Origin of the sequence: Parasalinivibrio latis (assembly GCF_036825535.1) — a bacterium.
Classification (GTDB): Bacteria; Pseudomonadota; Gammaproteobacteria; order Enterobacterales; family Vibrionaceae; genus Parasalinivibrio; species Parasalinivibrio latis.
Genome location: NZ_CP098812.1, coordinates 3,534,226 through 3,550,872 on the forward strand (window position 1 = coordinate 3,534,226; position 16,647 = coordinate 3,550,872).

Sequence of the window (16,647 nt, forward strand, 5' to 3'; positions counted from 1 at the left end):
CCTCTTAGAACTTCTCACCGCGGGCACGCATTTCTGCCAGAACAGAATCGATGCCTTTTTTGTCGATGATACGCATACCTTTAGTAGATACACGCAGTTTAACGAAGCGCTTCTCGCTTTCTACCCAGAAACGATGAGTTTGCAGGTTTGGCAGAAAACGACGCTTGGTGGCATTGTTAGCGTGTGAGCGGTTGTTACCCACTACTGGACGCTTGCCAGTTACTTGGCATACTCGTGACATGAATGTCTCTCCAAAATCGTTTCAGCTCGCTAGCAACCTTAGACGCCAGTCCTGCAGAAACGCGAGGCGCAAGGTCAAGGCTATATTCAAAGGTGGCGCATTATACTAACTGGAAAGGCATTGCTCAAGTCCCGAGCAGATCCTTTTATGTACTTTTGATCGATCCAGGTGGAAATTAATGCGACAAGGGAACTTATCACAACCAGCCACGCTCGGCAAAAGAAACAATTTCGCCATCACCAATCACAAAATGGTCCAGCAGCCGGATATCCACCAAATCGAGAGCATCTCCTATCCTTCGGGTGATATGCCGGTCTGATTGGCTGGGCTCTGCAATCCCGCTTGGGTGGTTGTGTGCAAGAATAATCGCTCCGGCATGAAGTTCCAGTGCCCGCCGAACCACCTCTCGGGGATAAACACCTGATGCATTGAGTGTCCCTTCAAACATCACCTCTCCTTTAACTACCCGGTTCTGGTTATCCAGGAACAGGACAAAAAAGGCTTCCCGGTTGCGGTCACGCAGCATTGCCGTCAGGTAGCGCCGGGTATGCTGCGGACTGGTCAGGGCATCTTCTTTGGTAATGACTTCTTCAAGATGACGGCGGCTGAGCTCAAGTACAGCCTTAAGCTGGGCATATTTTGCCGGGCCCAGACCCTTTCCCTTGCTGAATGCATCCAGGTCCGCATTCAGCAGCGCACGCAGGCTGCCAAAGTCTTCCAGCAGGTAATCCGCCAGCTCAATGGCGTTCATGCCACTTATACCGGTACGAAGAAATATGGCTAGCAACTCTGCATCTGACAGAGCCTGCGGGCCACGCTTTAACAGTTTTTCCCTTGGCCGGGATTCTTCCGGCAAATTTTTTAATGACACCTTCTTTCCCTGTTCAATCCGTCACCCCCTACCCAAAAGAGATACTTCCCCGGCTTCAATGGAAAAAATAGCGGATTGCGGGAAAACACCCGCTTTACGTGCCAAATTTCATTATATGTACGCAGCAATTCGAGCCATATCGCAGACAAAGCTGAAAAGTCTTCCCAATGAATCAGGTCTCGAATAGTGCTATCTTGTTGCCCAGCAACCAACTTAGGGATTAACACATGTCTGGCTCCACTGTTGCAGGAAAGAACATTCTGCTCGGGATCAGCGGTGGCATTGCTGCCTATAAGTGTGCCGAGCTGACCCGCCGCCTGATTGAGCGCGGCGCCAACGTGCGCGTGGTGATGACCCATGCCGCCAAAGAATTTATCACCCCACTGACCATGCAGGCCGTATCCGGCCACCCGGTTTCTGACAGCCTGCTCGACCCAAGCGCGGAAGCTTCTATGGGTCATATCGAACTTGCCAAGTGGGCTGACCTGGTGCTCATCGCCCCGGCCACGGCCGATGTAATTGCCCGCATTGCAGCAGGCATGGGCAATGACCTACTCACCACCTTAGTGCTGGCTACCGACGCACCGGTAGCCGTTGCACCGGCAATGAACCAACAGATGTACCGTGCCCCGGCAACCCAGGAAAACCTGGTGACCCTCGCCCGCCGCGGCCACCCGGTCTGGGGACCTGCCAGCGGTGAGCAGGCATGCGGCGATATTGGCCCGGGACGAATGCTCGAACCGATGGAACTGGTACATAAAGCAGAAGAACACTTTGCCCCGGCAGACCTTGCCGGCACCTCTTTGCTGCTGACAGCCGGCCCGACCCGGGAAGCCCTGGACCCGGTTCGCTATATTACCAACCACAGCTCCGGCAAGATGGGCTTTGCCATTGCCGCCGCTGCCGCCAAGCGCGGTGCAGATGTCACCCTGGTAAGCGGCCCGGTTAGCCTGCCTACCCCGGCCGGCGTAAAACGCATTGATGTGGAAAGTGCAGAAGACATGCACCAGGCGGTGATGGCGAAGGCACCGGACAACCAGATTTTTATTGCCTGCGCAGCCGTGGCCGATTTCCGCGCCACAGAATCTGCCGAACATAAAATGAAGAAAAAAGAGGGCGAGGATGAGATGGTCATTCGCCTGGTGAAAAACCCGGATATCGTCGCCAGCGTTGCCGCCCTCACAGAAAGCCGCCCGTTTACTGTCGGGTTTGCGGCTGAAACCCGCGATGTGGAACAATACGCCCGCGGTAAGCTGGCCCGAAAGAACCTCGACCTGATTTGCGCCAACGACGTATCCCAGGCCGGACAGGGTTTCAACAGCGACAGCAATGCCCTGCACCTATACTGGCCAGGCGGGGACCGAGCCCTGCCGCTTGCCAGCAAACAGGAATTAGGCAACCAGCTGGTCAGCGAAATCATAGCGCTGTACCGCGAAAAGCATCCGACCACTGAGAAGAACTGATGAAAAAGATCGACCTGAAAATCCTTGATGCCCGTATCGGCAACGAATTCCCGCTTCCGGCGTACGCGACAGAAGGCTCTGCCGGTCTTGACCTGCGCGCTTGCCTGGATGAAGCCCTGACCGTTGAGCCTGGCCAGACCCACCTGGTGCCAACCGGTATGGCTATCTACATTGCCGACCCAAGCCTTTGTGCGACCATCCTGCCACGCTCCGGCCTTGGCCATAAGCACGGTATCGTACTGGGCAATCTGGTTGGCCTGATTGATTCAGATTACCAGGGCCAGTTGATGGTTTCAGTCTGGAACCGCGGCCACGACACCTTCACCATCGAACCGGGTGACCGGATCGCCCAGCTGGTGTTTGTCCCAGTGGTACAGGCTGAGTTCAACATCGTGGAAGACTTCAGCGAGACTGATCGCGGTGAAGGCGGTTTCGGCCACTCCGGCAAGCAGTAAGCTATAACTTTCCCAAAACACCCGTCGGCCCCGGTCGGCGGGTGTTTTATTTTTCAGCACTTTTAAACAGCAGAAACGTGGTAGACTTCGCCACCACGCTCCCGCATGTACCCCAATATGTACCCCGGGACACCTGTTAAACAGAGAGCCATCACACCCGTTATGACTCTCTCGGCCTTAATTCTGGAGAGCAAAGATGCCTTGGATTCAGATCCGGCTGAACGCCACAGCCGACAACGCCGAAACCCTCGGTGATGTCCTGATGGAAGAGTGCGGCGCCCTGTCCGTCACATTCCTTGATGCCAAAGACACCCCGGTTTTTGAACCGCTTCCGGGCGAAACCCGACTGTGGGGCGAAACCGACCTGGTTGCCCTGTATGACGCGGAAACCGATCTGACCCCGGTAGTTGAATACCTGAAAAACGGCGATCTGCTTGAAGAAGGCTTTGCTTACAAAATTGAGCAAATCGAAGATAAAGACTGGGAACGCGAGTGGATGGACAACTTCCACCCAATGCGTTTTGGCCAGCGCCTGTGGATTTGCCCAAGCTGGCGTGAAGCGCCGGAGCCGGATGCGGTTAACGTTATGCTCGACCCAGGTCTGGCATTCGGTACCGGTACCCACCCAACCACAGCCCTGTGCCTAGAGTGGCTCGACGGCCAGGATCTGACCGGCAAGACAGTCATCGACTTCGGTTGTGGTTCAGGTATCCTCGCCCTTGCTGCGCTTAAATTGGGTGCAGAGAAAGTTATCGGTATCGATATCGACCCTCAGGCCCTGCTGGCGTCAAAAGACAACGCAGAGCGCAACGGCGTAGCCGACCGCCTTGAGCTGTTCCTGCCAAAAGACCAGCCATCAGACATCCAGGCCGACGTTGTCGTTGCCAACATCCTTTCAGGCCCACTGCGTGAGCTGGCACCGGTTATCAAGAGCCTCGTCAAACCTCAGGGCCTGTTGGCACTGTCTGGTGTGCTGGAGAGCCAGGCTCAGGGCGTCGCAGAAAGCTACGCTGATGAGATTGCACTGGATCCGGTAGAAGTACGCGAAGAATGGTGCCGACTGTCAGGTTACAAGCGCGCCTGAGCCAGGTTTGCTGGCAATTTCGACTAAATTGCCAGCTTAGCCATATGAATGTCGCCTGTTTTTCGGCTGTCAAGCCCTCGGCGCTCAAAAATTGGCCTTTTCAGGCGGCAAAAAAATGCGTAAAATGCGCGCCCTTGCTGGCACAGTGAGGTAGACGCGTGCAAATCGGTCCATACCAACTTGACGTCCCATTAATTCTGGCCCCAATGGCCGGTGTTACGGACCGTCCGTTTCGTGAGTTATGTATGCACTACGGTGCAGGCATGGCAGTAAGCGAGATGATGTCAAGCAACCCGGCGCTGTGGGGGACGTCAAAATCCCAAAACAGAATGGTGCACCTTGATGAAAAGGGGCTCCGTTCCGTACAGATTGCCGGAGCTGACCCTGAACTGATGGCTAATGCCGCGCGGTTCTGTGTCGAAAACGGCGCCCAGATTGTTGATATCAACATGGGTTGTCCGGCAAAAAAGGTAAATAAAAAGCTGGCAGGTTCTGCGCTGCTGAAATACCCCGACCAAATCGAATTGATTTTGAAGGCGGTAGTGAATGCGGTAGACGTGCCGGTGACCCTGAAGACCCGTACCGGTTGGGATCCCGATAACAAAAACTGTGTCGAGATCGCAAAAATGGCCGAACAATGCGGAATTCAGGCCCTCGCCCTGCATGGCCGTACACGGACATGTATGTACAAAGGCGAAGCGGAATATGACAGCATTCGTGCCGTCAAGCAGGCGATATCCATCCCGGTGATTGCCAACGGTGACATAGATTCACCGCAAAAGGCAAAAGCCGTGCTGGATTACACCGGCGCAGACGCACTGATGATCGGCCGCCCTGCACAGGGTAAGCCTTGGCTGTTCCGCGATATCTGGCACTTCCTGAATACAGGTGAGTTGCTGCCGCCACCGCCAGTGGCAGAGGTAAAAGCGATTTTGTTGGGACATGTTCGTGAATTGCACCGTTTTTACGGCGATTTAAAAGGGTTACGTATCGCACGCAAACACGTGGGATGGTACCTGAGCGAACATGACCAGGTGGGCGAATTTCGCCGAGCCTTCAATGCCATCGAGTGCTCCACCGGGCAACTCGATGCGCTGGAAGGTTACTTCGAGAACGTTGCATAGAATACGAGAAGAGCTGACAGAATATGTTCGAACAAAACATGACTTCCGAACTGACAGTAACCACTGTGACTTCACAAGACCAAATTACTCAGAAACCACTTCGTGACTCAGTAAAAGCGTCTCTGAAGAACTACCTTGCACAACTGAACGGCCAGGAAGTTAATGACCTCTACGAGCTGGTACTGGCAGAAGTTGAGCAACCACTGCTGGATACCATCATGCAGTACACTCGTGGTAACCAAACCCGCGCTGCATCCATGATGGGTATCAACCGCGGTACTCTGCGCAAGAAACTGAAAAAGTACGGCATGAACTAATCCGTCCGGATTAATTGATGTTTCGTGAGGGGGCTTCCCGGTTACCGCCGGGAAGCCCCTTTGCTTTATCTGAATTTTCCGCTAAAAAACTAAACACCCTGCCTGACATCCTGACCTAACCTCCTCAACTTTAGTCTAAGAAACGTCTTTCAAAGCACATTTTTGACACTCTGAGTCTCAAATTAACTTGCATTCAATGTGATTATTAACTAATCATTAACAATATTGAGACCTATGGTATCAATATATAAAAACAAGCAAGGAGTGCTTTACTATGAAGCAAGTATCTATTTTTACCCAGCACAACACTGTTACACGCACCTTAAAGCCAGCCAAGCGCAAGTGGGCAACCACACTTGTTGCAGGCGCAACACTGGCAGTTTTGTCAGCCACCAGCCAAATGGCGATGGCTGAAGAAAAAGTCCGCTGGAAAGTCCAGGCGGTCTTTGGCACCCACCTTCCTGCCCTGGGCGACCCTATTGTCGGGGTAGCAGAACAGATCAAGGCAGCGAGTGGCGGCAACATCCAGTTCAAAGTCTATGAGCCGGGCAAGATCGTCCCACCGTTTGGTATCACTGAAGCGGTAAAGAACAAGCAGATCCCTGCCGGCTACACCTGGCTCGGCTATGACCAGGGAAAAATCCCGGCTGCAGCACTGTTTGCCGCGGTACCTTTCGGCATGGAGCCTTGGGCGTACGCTTCCTGGTGGTATGAAGGTGAAGGCAAGGCACTGGCTGAGAAGCTCTATGCCAAGCACAACATCCACCCTGTTCTCTGTTCCGTCATCGGCCCTGAAACCGCGGGCTGGTTCAAGAACGAAATCAAATCCCTTGATGACATCAAAGGCCTGAAAATCCGCTTCGCCGGCCTCGGTGGCAAGGTGCTGCAGAAAGCCGGTGCCTCTGTAACCGTTCTGCCCGGTGGTGAAATATTCCCGGCCCTGGAGAAAGGCGCAATCGACGCCAGTGAATTCTCCATGCCAGCCATCGACCAGAAGATGGGCTTCGACAAGATTGCCAAAAACAACTACTTCCCAGGCTGGCACCAGACCTTTACTGCATCACACCTGGTGGTCAACAAGGATATCTGGAATGGCCTGAGTGACAGCCAGCGTGCCACCATCGATATGGCCTGTACTGCCGGTACCTTAAGAGCCCTTACCCGTGGTGAATCCCTTCAGGGTGCCGTTATCCAGGGCTTTGAGGGTAAAGGCGTGACAGCCCGCCAGATCGACCCTGCACTGCTGGAAGAACTTCGTGGCCTGACCAACGAAGTGATGTCTGAAATTGCAGAGAAAGATGCGGACTTCAAGACCATCTATGCCTCTCAGCAAGCTTTTGCCGAGCAATACGACGTGTGGAAGCGCCTTGCGTACCTCCCTTAACAATAACTAAACCGTGGTCCATCGCAGGCACAGTTACTGTGCCTGCCTTTTTTCGGCCCTATTTATTTGCTGTTCGAGGAGGTCGCCGTGCATCCCGATGATTTGGATTTTGCCCTGAACCCGGAGGCCGTTGCCTCCCGGGGCCAGGAAAAGCAGGTTAAAAACCTGCCTGACACCCGCCTGTCCCGGGCCCTTGATAACCTTGTACTTGCGGTCAACAACCGGGTTGCCTGGTTGTGGGCGCTGCTGATGGCCATCATTATTCTAAATGTGGTGATGCGCTACGCCCTTGGCGAAGGCCGGGTGGAATTTGAGGAGCTCCAGTGGCACCTCTATTCCATCGGCTGGCTGATAGGCCTCAGCTATTGCTACATCGCCGACGAGCATGTCCGGGTGGACCTGTTCTATGAGCGTTTTTCACTGAAAGCCCGCTGCTGGATAGAGCTGCTGGGAACCCTGTTCCTGTTGCTGCCTTTTGCAGTCGTGGTGATTTACTACACTGGCCCGTTTATCGCCTACTCCTTTGAGCTGGGTGAAGTCTCTGCCGCGCCGGGCGGCCTGCCGTATCGCTGGCTGATCAAATCGGTGCTTCTGCTGGGGTTTGTTTTCCTCATGTTGGCTGTGATTGCCCGACTGTCACGGGTTATTGCCTACCTGTTAAACCCCAAAACGGTACAGCCTACTGTCAGTGAGGGAGCACCAGATGGAAATTAATGAAATCCTCGCTATCGCGATGTTCCTGTCATTTATAGGCCTTTTGTTTACCGGCTTTCCAGTTGCCTGGGTACTGGGCGGGGTTGCCGTGATCTTTTCCGCTATTGCTATGGGGCTGGATACCTGGGCAGATACCTGGATTGGCATTGACTGGGACTATGTTTCCATTGTCATCCCCCGCATCTGGGACACCATGAACAACTGGGTACTGGTTGCCCTGCCGATGTTTATTTATATGGGGCTGATGCTTGACCGCTCCGGTGTGGCAGAAGACCTGATGTCTAACCTGGTGAAGCTGTTTGGCCGCATTAGGGGTGGGCTTGCGATTACGGTTACCTTTGTCGGCCTGTTGCTGGCGGCCTCTACCGGGATTATTGGAGCCTCAGTGGTATTGCTGGCAGTTCTTGGCCTGCCGATGATGCTCCGTCAGGGCTACAGCAAGGCACTTGCCTGCGGGACTGTGTGTTCAACCGGCACCCTGGGGATCCTGATTCCGCCCAGCATCATGCTGGTCATGATGGGGGACCGCCTTGGGGTATCTGTGGGCGACCTCTTCCTCGGGGCCCTTTTCCCTGGGTTGTTACTGGCCGGTCTCTATATCGGGTACCTGTTTATGGTGGGGCTGCTCAGCCCGCAGTCAGCCCCGGTCCCGGATGATGCCGAGCCAATCTCCTTCTGGCAGGTCCTTGGTGTGTTCAAGGCAGTCCTTGCCCCGGCAGGCCTGATCGTCGCGGTGCTCGGCTCAGTATTCCTGGGTATTGCTACACCGACGGAAGCATCAGGGGTAGGCGCAGCGGGTGCAACGCTTCTCGCATGGTCAAAAGGCAGGGTAAACGGCGATGTGATGAGGGAAGTATGCAAGGCAACAACCCGAACCTCGGCGTTTATCTTCGCCCTGTTCCTGGGAGCAACAGCATTTTCCCTGGTGCTTCGCGGCCTGGGCGGGGATGAGCTTATTGAAGGGGCACTCACCAGCCTGCCATTTGGCCCGGCCGGAGTGATTATCGCTATCCTGTTTATCGTGTTCCTCCTCGGGTTCTTCCTCGACTGGATTGAAATCACCCTGATTATCCTGCCGCTGGTCGCGCCGATAGTCTCGAACCTCGGTTTCGACCTTATCTGGTTCACTATCCTGTTTGCGGTCTGCCTGCAGACATCTTTCCTGACCCCGCCAGTCGGCTTTGCCCTTTTCTACATCAAAGGGGTCGCGCCGCCGGGGATACAGGTCAGTGATATTTACAAGGGTGTCATTCCGTTCATCCTTATCCAGCTTGCCGGCCTGATTATCGTGTTCAACTTTGAACAGATCGTAACCTGGTTGCCTGCCATGGCCTACGGGAACGGGTAATCCACCAAAAACAAAACGCCCCGGGTTTATGCCCGGGGCGTTTTTAATTCATGTTTAATCAGAGATATTCGCAAAGGTAGGCCGTTGCCGTTTCCACCTGGAGGTCGAAAGACGAATCGCCCGGTACATTGAAGGCTTCCCCGGCGTTGAAGGTTACCCATTCAGTTGAGCCCGGCAGTTTTACCGTCAGCGCACCTTTTACCACGGTCATACGCTCAGGGGCCGCAGTCCCAAAGGTATACTCACCCGGCGCCATAACGCCCACGCTGTTCTTCTCACCGCTCTGGTCAAAACCGATGGACTTTACGTTGCCATCAAAGTACTCATTTACATTCATTGGATTGTTTTCCTTAACACTCTGCTTTTTAAAGACGGCTAAAATTATCACAAACCCGGTTCGGCGCAAATGCCGAATAAAAAGGAACAAAACACTAAGCGGAATGCCGTTCCACCAGCACCGGCTTCGTTATCAGGCGCTCTGCAGTCAATTTTTCATCTTTGAGCCGCGCCATCAGGCGCCGGGCGGACTCACGGCCGATTTCCCGGCCGGTTGAACTCACAAAGGTCAGCGCCGGGGAGGTCAGCTCCGCTTCCGGCACATCGTCAAACCCGACCACCGCCACCTGCTGCCCGATGTACATATCCTTGCCCGCCGTGCGCCCTGCCTGGGCAATACCGTATAGCGCGCCGAATGCTGTTTCTGGGTAATGGCACAGGATGGCTGTCACTTTAGGGTGGGCGTGTAAGAGCTGCTTCACCGCTTCCGCCGCTTCTTTACGCGAGCGTCCACACTCAACCACCCAGTCATTTTTAAATGGCAGGCCGTATTGCATCAGGCTGGTACAGTAGCCACCTATGCGTTCAGCCCGGGAAAGTGAATCCCCCGCCCCGCCCACATACGCAATATGGCGGTGCCCCTTGCCGATAAGGTGTTGGGTGGCATCCCGCGCCGCCTGAGCATTGTCCGGCCCTATGGAGTCGAACTCATCCCGGTAATGGGCCCGCGCAGCACAAACCAGCGGTACCGGGATATCCCGGATTAGCCGGGCCTGTTCATCAGAAAGCCGGCGAACCGGGTTGAAGATGATCCCTGCCACTCCCTGCTGCATCATGTGCTGCATACACTTTATAAGCCGGTCACCGTCATCCCCGCACTGCGCCAGGAAGAGCATCATGTCATGCTGTTCCAGTACTTCGCTCAGCCCGGCGGTCATCTCGTTATAAAACGGGCAGGTAATGTCTCTCAGGATAAGCCCCACCATGTTGGAGCTGCTGGCTCGCAGGTTAGCAGCTGAATTATTGGGGACATAACCGAGAAGCTCAATGGAGCGCTGGACTTTTTCCTGCGTAGCCGGGGAAATCCGGCCCTTATTACGCAGCACCATAGAGACCGTGGTCACCGAAACCCCGGCATGTTCTGCGACGTCTGTAATTTTTACCCGTTGGAAACTCATGAAGGTGCCATCTGCTGGTTCGTTGCGACTATCTTCCCCGTCAGGGCACTAAATAACAGTAAAACGTTAAAGCCAGCCTCGAAAGGTCTAGGCGGATCACAGTTCAGAAAACAGGCATACCAGCCCAGTATGAATCGTGATCGAACCTCCAAAATAGCATGATAAAACGTTTTATCATTCGCGCAAATCGAGCCGGCAGCGTGAATTTATCCATCCACCAACCCGGCTTTTTTATCCCTGGTTAGGTAAAACGTTTTACCTGCGTGTCACCTTCTCTTAGAGGAGCCTGTAAAATGGCGAAGACATCCCGTAAAAGCACCATGTGGGAATTCCTGCAAAGCCTAGGCAAGACCTTTATGTTGCCGGTCGCCCTGCTGGCGTTTTCCGGTATCCTGCTCGGCGTCGGCAGCTCGCTTTCCAGCGGTGCCGTAAAAGAAACCCTGCCGTTCCTTGATAACACGGTCCTCCAGCTGATTTTCATGTGGATGACCAAAATCGGCCTGGTTGCCTTTATCTACCTGCCAGTGATGTTCGCCGTTGCCATCCCTCTGGGCCTTGCCCGCGAAGAGAAAGGTGTGGCGGCTTTTGCCGGTTTCGTTGGCTATGCTGCACTCAACCTTTCTATCAACTTTTACCTGACTGTTGCCAATGTCATCGGTGATGCGGCGGCAGAAAAAGCCTACGGCGTTAAATCCATCCTGGGTATCCAGTCGATTGATACCGGTATCCTGGGTGCGATTATTGTCGGTGTGATTGTGGCCAAGCTGCATATCCGCTTCTACACATTCAAAATGCCGGATGCACTGGCTTTCTTCGGCGGTGCACGCTTTGTCCCTATTATCACGGCATTAGTGCTGGGTCTGGTTGGCCTGGTCGTGCCTCTGGTATGGCCTTACTTCGCAGCCGGCATCAATGGCGTAGGTACGGCGATTTCCCACGCCGGTCCATTTGGACCAATGCTGTTTGGTACCGGTGAACGCCTGCTGCTGCCATTTGGCCTGCACCATATCCTTGTTGCCCTGATCCGCTTCACCGAAGCCGGCGGCACCATGGATGTGTGTGGCAACACCGTAAGCGGCGCCCTGAACATCTTCTACGCTGAGCTTTCCTGCCAGACAACCACCCAGTTCTCTGGTTCAGCAACTGCATTCCTGTCACAGGGTAAGATGCCAGCCTTCCTCGGCGGTCTGCCGGGTGCGGCACTGGCAATGTACCACTGTGCCCGCCCAGAAAACCGCAGCAAGATTAAAGCCCTGCTGATTTCCGGTGTAGTGGCCTGTGTGGTTGGCGGTATCACCGAGCCCCTGGAATTCCTGTTCCTGTTCGTAGCCCCAATGCTTTACCTGGTGCACGCCATCCTGACCGGCGTTGGCTTTATGGTAATGGGCCTGCTGGGTGTGACCATTGGCAACACTGACGGCAACATCATCGACTTCGTGGTATTTGGCCTGCTGCAGGGCACGGCAACCAAGTGGTACCTGGTACCGGTTGTTGCTGCCATCTGGTTCGCGGTTTACTACAGCGTGTTCCGCTTTGCCATTACTCGCTTCAACCTGAAAACACCGGGCCGTGAAGTGGAAAACCAGGCAGCAGCAGAAACCGTAGCAGTGACCTCTGCCTCCGGCTACAACGGCGAGGTTATCCTCAAAGCTCTGGGCGGCGCGCAGAATATCCTGGCGCTGGACAACTGCATCACCCGTCTGCGTCTTTCTGTGCAGGACATGTCCCTGGTAGACGATGCCACCCTGAAAGCCAACGGCGCGCTGGGAGTAGTCAAGCTCGATGAGCACAACCTGCAGGTGGTTATCGGCCCTCAGGTTCACCTGGTGAAAAATGAAATCCAGTCCATGATGACAGCCACTGTATAAACCTGACATCAAAGGGGCTGTGTAAGCCCCTTTATCCATGTTCAGCTTTGAAGAGATTTTCCGATGTTTGATTTCGATACCCCGGTTAACCGCTACGGCACGTTCTGCACCCAGTGGGATTATGTAGCCGACCGGTTTGGCAGCACAGACCTGTTGCCTTTCACCATTTCAGACATGGACTTCAACACCGCACCCTGTATTCGTGAAGCCATCCAGAAGCGCACCGAGCACGGTGTATGGGGCTACAGCCGCTGGAACCACGACGAATTCAAAAGCGCTGTCACCAGCTGGTTTGAACGCCGTTATGGTTGCAGTCTGGACAACAGCCATGTGGTATACGGCCCGTCAGTAATCTACATCATCAGCCAACTGGTTGAGCTGTGGTCAGAGAAAGGCGATGGCGTCCTGGTGCACACCCCGGCTTACGATGCGTTTTACAACATGCTGGCAGCCAACGGGCGGGAGTGCCTTGCCTCACCGCTTGAGAAAACCGGCGGAAGCTATGAGATAAACTGGGCGCAGTTTGAAGCGCAGGCAGCCAGGCCGTCTTGCAAAATCCTGCTGCTTTGCAGCCCTCACAACCCAACCGGCCGGGTATGGACACGGGATGAGCTCACCCGGATGGCAGATATTTGCTCCCGCCACGGTGTAAAGGTGATTTCTGATGATATCCATATGGATATCAGCTACCGCCCTTATATCCCCTGGCCGGCAATCGCGGCAAATACGGACTGGGCATTGGTCAGCTCCGGCTCCAAATCCTTCAATATCCCGGCATTAGGCGGTGCTTACGCCATTATCCCCGACAGCGAAAGCCGAGATGCATTCCTGACCCGCCTGAAAGCCGCCCACGGCCTTTCTTCTCCGTCCATACTCGGGGTTATCGGCCATATGAGTGCCTATGTCGAAGGGGAAGCATGGCTTGATGCCCTGAAAGGTTACCTGCATGGCAATTTGCAATATATCGCGGAAACCCTGAATGCAGCCTTCCCGGCTGTTGGGTATAAGGTGCCGGAAGGCACTTACCTGGCGTGGATAGATCTCAACCCGCTGGGCGTGGATATGGATGCGCTGCAAAAGGTGCTGGTTGAGGAGGAGAAAGTCGCCATCATGCGCGGGGACACCTATGGGCCGGAAGGTCACGGTTATATCCGCCTCAATGCCGGGTGTCCGCGCAGTAAGTTAGAAGCCGGGGTATCAGCCCTGATACGGGCATTGAACAAACTGGGTTACTGACAGGTATCAATTAACCAAAGGCGGGAAGCTCAGTGCTCCCCGCATTTTTTCTGTTTTGGCGTACCATCCAGTGCAGTCAGGATAGAACAGTGGCTGGCATCATCGTCATCGTGCCCGCAACAGGCATCATTGATGCGCTTTAACGCCTTGCGGATCCGGTTGAGCTCCGCAATCTTGTGGTCAATCTCATCCAACTTGGCCTGCGTGATGTGTTTGACTTCCGCACAGCTGTGCTCCGTCGCTTCCAACCGGATAGTCAGGAGTTCACGAATTTCATCCAGGCTCAGCCCCACCCCTTTGGCACGGATAATAAACTGGATGCGGGACACCTCATCCGCGCTGTAAAGCCGGTAACCGCCTTCACTGCGCCCGGCCGGTTGCAGCAGGTCGCTCTTTTCATAAAACCTGAGGGTGTCACTGGTCACCCCGGCCAGCTTGGCCAGATCGCCAATTTTCAGCATTGCAACTCTCCTTGGGCCTGTACGTCAAAGATACCGCTAACTTCCCCTACTGTCAGTGGCCGGTATTGCCCAGGGGCCAGAGCAGGCTCCAACGCCAGTGCACCGACCCTTTCCCGGTGAAGCCCGACAACCGGGTTCCGGAAACGGCCGAACATTCGCTTTATCTGGTGGTATTTGCCTTCAGTCAGGATAACCCGGGCAACGTGCTCAGACAGGATTTCCAGTTTCGCCGGTGCAGTGGTGATATCTTCAAAGGCGAAATACATGCCACCGGCAAACGCCTCAATGTAGTCTTCTGAAACCGGGTTGGCCAGGGTCACCCGATAGTGTTTGTCTACTTTGAATTCCGGGGCCATCAGTTTTTCCGACCACCGGCTGTCATTGGTCAGCAGCAAAAGGCCCGAGGTATTGAGATCCAGCCGGCCGACAATATGCAATGAATCAGCCTGCGGGTGCTCAATAAGATCAAGCACAGTCCGGTGGATCCCATCCCGTGTTGCACTCACCACTCCCACCGGCTTGTTCATCACCAGATACACCGGCTCGCTGGCTTGCAACACGTCACCGTCAAGGCAAATCCTGCTGAACTCATCCACCGTCTGATCCACGGACTTTGCCCGTTCTCCATCCACGGTGACCCGGCTTTCAGCCAGCATCATACGCACCGCTTTTTTTGGCACCTGGCAGTGTCGGGCAATAAAACGGTCAAGCCGTCCCCGGCTTGAGGTTTTCTTTTCACGGGATTGCAGTGGGTTTTCTTTCAACGACATAGGTTTCAGCATATACGGCAAAAGTGCGCCTGCACGCTGGCAAGTCGCAACAAAAATGATGCAAAAACGCAAAAGCAATCGATTGCGTCACGTTTTTGGTTTACAATGCGCGCCGAAAACAAGGATAGCCAGACCCTTAAGGGTGCTTCCCAAAGCCTGCCATTTGTCCTGCCGGCCCGCGGTTTTGGGAAGTATCCTATCCCCCAACGAACAGAGATGGTAGCAATGGAAAACGCTCGTCCAATCCGTCGCGCATTGATTAGCGTATCAGACAAGACAGGTATCGTGGAATTTGCACAGGCGCTTGCCCAGCGTGGTGTTGAGATTCTCTCTACCGGCGGCACTGCCCGCCTCCTGGCTGAAAAAGGCCTTCAGGTTATCGAAGTTTCCGAATACACCGGCTTCCCTGAAATGATGGATGGCCGTGTAAAGACCCTGCACCCGAAAGTACATGGCGGGATCCTTGGCCGCCGCGGCCAGGACGATGGCGTCATGGGTGAGCATCAGATCAACCCTATCGATATGGTTGTCGTTAACCTCTACCCGTTTGCTGCGACCGTTGCCAACCCGGATTGCACACTGGAAGATGCGGTGGAAAACATCGATATCGGCGGCCCGACCATGGTGCGTTCTGCGGCGAAGAACCACAAAGACGTGACCATCATCGTGAACGCCGGTGATTACAGCCGGGTTATCAGCGAGATGGATGCCTACAGTGGCAGCCTGACCTACCCGACCCGTTTCGACCTTGCGATTGCTGCTTTTGAGCACACTGCGGCTTACGACGGCATGATTGCCAACTATTTCGGTACCATGGTGCCGTCTTACGGCGAGAACAAGGAAGGGGATGCTGAATCCAAGTTCCCGCGTACTTTCAACCAGCAGTTCCTCAAAAAGCAGGACATGCGTTACGGCGAAAACAGCCATCAGGACGCAGCATTCTACGTGGAAGCCAACCCGGAAGAGGCTTCCGTTTCTACAGCCCGCCAGATTCAGGGCAAGGCGCTGTCTTACAACAACATCGCTGATACTGACGCAGCACTTGAGTGTGTAAAAGAGTTCGACCAACCGGCCTGTGTTATCGTCAAGCACGCCAACCCTTGCGGCGTGGCGCTCGGCGATGACATCCTGGGAGCCTATAACCGCGCTTACCAGACTGACCCAACGTCTGCCTTTGGCGGTATCATCGCCTTTAACCGCGAACTGGATGGCAAAACCGCACAGGCGATCGTTGAGCGCCAGTTTGTTGAAGTTATCATTGCACCGTCAGTTTCAGCAGAAGCCATCGAAGTGGTTGCAGCCAAGAAAAACGTTCGCCTGCTGGAGTGCGGTGAGTGGAGCAGCAAGACCACTGGTTTCGATGTAAAGCGCGTCAATGGCGGTCTGCTGGTCCAGGATCGCGACCAGGGTATGGTAGGGCAGGAAGACCTCAAGGTGGTCTCCAAGCGCCAGCCTAGCGAGGAAGAGCTGCGTGACGCACTGTTCTGCTGGAAAGTCGCCAAATACGTGAAATCCAACGCCATTGTCTATGCCAAAGGCAACATGACCATTGGTGTGGGTGCCGGCCAGATGAGCCGCGTTTATTCTGCCAAAATCGCCGGTATCAAAGCCGCTGACGAAAACCTGGAAGTCGCAGGTAGCGTAATGGCCTCCGATGCCTTCTTCCCGTTCCGCGATGGCATTGATGCCGCCGCAGAAGCCGGTATCACCTGTGTTATCCAGCCGGGCGGCTCAATGCGTGACGACGAAGTCATTGCCGCGGCCGATGAACACGGTATGGCAATGGTCTTCACCGGTATGCGCCATTTCCGTCACTAATCAGCAAGCTTTGTGGGAGCAACCCCTTGGGTGGCTCCC

General features: G+C 54.6%; 17 protein-coding genes. 11 read left to right on the top strand and 6 right to left on the bottom strand.

Annotation, left to right across the window (positions count from 1 at the left end; all coding sequences use genetic code 11):
* Window positions 1–4 precede the first annotated feature (4 nt).
* Window positions 5–241, bottom strand: coding sequence for a 50S ribosomal protein L28 (gene rpmB / locus NF212_RS15935; RefSeq protein WP_054674907.1), 237 nt, complete (start codon window positions 239–241; stop codon window positions 5–7).
* A gap of 196 nt (window positions 242–437) precedes the next feature.
* Window positions 438–1,112: a RadC family protein gene (gene radC, locus NF212_RS15940; protein ID WP_434357311.1), complete on the bottom strand. Its 675-nt coding sequence runs from the start codon at window positions 1,110–1,112 to the stop codon at window positions 438–440.
* A 227-nt stretch (window positions 1,113–1,339) separates the two neighbouring features.
* Here radC and coaBC point away from each other — a divergent pair, with 227 nt between their 5' ends.
* The 8 genes from coaBC to NF212_RS15980 all read left to right on the top strand — a co-directional run bounded on the left by coaBC (window position 1,340) and on the right by NF212_RS15980 (window position 9,001).
* Window positions 1,340–2,575: a bifunctional phosphopantothenoylcysteine decarboxylase/phosphopantothenate--cysteine ligase CoaBC gene (gene coaBC, locus NF212_RS15945; protein WP_434357313.1), complete on the top strand. Its 1,236-nt coding sequence runs from the start codon at window positions 1,340–1,342 to the stop codon at window positions 2,573–2,575.
* Window positions 2,575–3,030 (top strand): dUTP diphosphatase, encoded by a 456-nt coding sequence (dut, locus tag NF212_RS15950; protein WP_434357315.1) that lies wholly within the window; start codon window positions 2,575–2,577, stop codon window positions 3,028–3,030. Before coaBC ends, dut begins: the two co-directional genes overlap by 1 nt.
* Before the next feature lie 196 nt (window positions 3,031–3,226).
* Window positions 3,227–4,114 (top strand): 50S ribosomal protein L11 methyltransferase, encoded by an 888-nt coding sequence (gene prmA / locus NF212_RS15955; protein ID WP_434357317.1) that lies wholly within the window; start codon window positions 3,227–3,229, stop codon window positions 4,112–4,114.
* A gap of 158 nt (window positions 4,115–4,272) precedes the next feature.
* Window positions 4,273–5,238: a tRNA dihydrouridine synthase DusB gene (gene dusB / locus NF212_RS15960; RefSeq protein ID WP_434357319.1), complete on the top strand. Its 966-nt coding sequence runs from the start codon at window positions 4,273–4,275 to the stop codon at window positions 5,236–5,238.
* Between the two features lie 23 nt (window positions 5,239–5,261).
* Entirely contained in the window at window positions 5,262–5,555 is a 294-nt protein-coding gene (gene fis, locus NF212_RS15965; RefSeq protein ID WP_054674911.1) for a DNA-binding transcriptional regulator Fis, read from the top strand.
* Window positions 5,556–5,829: 274 nt separating this feature from the next.
* Complete coding sequence (locus tag NF212_RS15970) at window positions 5,830–6,939, top strand: TRAP transporter substrate-binding protein (protein WP_434357321.1); 1,110 nt, start codon at window positions 5,830–5,832, stop codon at window positions 6,937–6,939.
* A gap of 87 nt (window positions 6,940–7,026) precedes the next feature.
* Entirely contained in the window at window positions 7,027–7,653 is a 627-nt protein-coding gene (locus NF212_RS15975) for a TRAP transporter small permease subunit (protein ID WP_434357323.1), read from the top strand.
* Window positions 7,643–9,001 (top strand): TRAP transporter large permease, encoded by a 1,359-nt coding sequence (locus tag NF212_RS15980; protein WP_434357325.1) that lies wholly within the window; start codon window positions 7,643–7,645, stop codon window positions 8,999–9,001. Before NF212_RS15975 ends, NF212_RS15980 begins: the two co-directional genes overlap by 11 nt.
* A 58-nt stretch (window positions 9,002–9,059) precedes the next feature.
* Here NF212_RS15980 and NF212_RS15985 read toward each other — a convergent pair whose 3' ends face one another.
* Both NF212_RS15985 and malI read right to left on the bottom strand, forming a co-directional pair.
* Complete coding sequence (locus NF212_RS15985) at window positions 9,060–9,338, bottom strand: pyrimidine/purine nucleoside phosphorylase (RefSeq protein WP_434357327.1); 279 nt, start codon at window positions 9,336–9,338, stop codon at window positions 9,060–9,062.
* A gap of 94 nt (window positions 9,339–9,432) precedes the next feature.
* Window positions 9,433–10,455 (bottom strand): Mal regulon transcriptional regulator MalI, encoded by a 1,023-nt coding sequence (gene malI, locus NF212_RS15990; RefSeq protein ID WP_054674914.1) that lies wholly within the window; start codon window positions 10,453–10,455, stop codon window positions 9,433–9,435.
* Window positions 10,456–10,748: 293 nt separating this feature from the next.
* Between malI and malX the strand changes: the two genes are divergently transcribed.
* Window positions 10,749–12,323, top strand: coding sequence for a maltose/glucose-specific PTS transporter subunit IIBC (malX, locus tag NF212_RS15995; RefSeq protein WP_434357330.1), 1,575 nt, complete (start codon window positions 10,749–10,751; stop codon window positions 12,321–12,323).
* A gap of 63 nt (window positions 12,324–12,386) precedes the next feature.
* Window positions 12,387–13,559 (top strand): MalY/PatB family protein, encoded by a 1,173-nt coding sequence (locus tag NF212_RS16000; RefSeq protein WP_434357332.1) that lies wholly within the window; start codon window positions 12,387–12,389, stop codon window positions 13,557–13,559.
* Between the two features lie 29 nt (window positions 13,560–13,588).
* On the opposite strand, the gene zntR is transcribed toward NF212_RS16000, so the two are convergent.
* Together zntR and NF212_RS16010 are read right to left on the bottom strand one after the other, a co-directional pair.
* Window positions 13,589–14,020, bottom strand: a complete 432-nt coding sequence (gene zntR, locus NF212_RS16005) for a Zn(2+)-responsive transcriptional regulator (protein ID WP_434357334.1) — start codon at window positions 14,018–14,020, stop codon at window positions 13,589–13,591.
* Window positions 14,014–14,790 carry a pseudouridine synthase gene (locus NF212_RS16010; RefSeq protein WP_434357336.1) on the bottom strand — a complete coding sequence of 259 codons (777 nt, stop codon included), beginning with the start codon at window positions 14,788–14,790 and terminating at the stop codon, window positions 14,014–14,016. Before NF212_RS16010 ends, zntR begins: the two co-directional genes overlap by 7 nt.
* Before the next feature lie 225 nt (window positions 14,791–15,015).
* On the opposite strand from NF212_RS16010, the gene purH reads away from it, so the two are divergent.
* Window positions 15,016–16,608 (top strand): bifunctional phosphoribosylaminoimidazolecarboxamide formyltransferase/IMP cyclohydrolase, encoded by a 1,593-nt coding sequence (gene purH / locus NF212_RS16015; protein WP_434360902.1) that lies wholly within the window; start codon window positions 15,016–15,018, stop codon window positions 16,606–16,608.
* Window positions 16,609–16,647 lie beyond the last annotated feature (39 nt).